We start from the raw sequence: 392 nt of genomic DNA, 5'->3' as shown, positions 1-392 counted from the left end.
TCGATCGGCATCAGGAACGGCTGGTCAACAGCGCGCTCAGGCGTGTCGATGTAATCGTCAACAGCCGCCATCAGTTCCTTGATCTTGTCGGCGCCGATCGCGTCGTCACGGCCTTCCATCGCCGCCAGAGCGGACCCTGCGATGATCGGGATATCGTCGCCCGGGTAGTCGTAGGAAGACAGCAGTTCGCGGATTTCCATCTCGACCAGCTCCAGGAGCTCTTCGTCGTCGACCTGGTCCACTTTGTTCATGAACACGACCATCTTCGGGATGCCAACCTGGCGGCCCAGCAGGATGTGCTCGCGGGTCTGCGGCATCGGGCCGTCAGCAGCGTTCACAACCAGGATCGCGCCGTCCATCTGCGCCGCACCGGTGATCATGTTTTTCACATA

At 60.7% G+C, this 392-nt stretch carries 1 protein-coding gene; it reads right to left on the bottom strand.

Features of this window, described 5'->3' with window-relative positions; genetic code table 11:
* A partial coding sequence (locus tag VWZ87_RS19430) for a GTP-binding protein (RefSeq protein ID WP_416536720.1) occupies positions 1-392 on the bottom strand: 392 nt, incomplete at both ends.

The sequence above is a fragment of the Phaeobacter sp. JH20_37 genome (assembly GCF_048056015.1).
GTDB lineage: Bacteria > Pseudomonadota > Alphaproteobacteria > Rhodobacterales > Rhodobacteraceae > Phaeobacter > Phaeobacter bryozoorum.
Note: the sequence above shows the minus strand (reverse complement) of the source record. Positions and strands in the feature narration are given on the sequence as shown.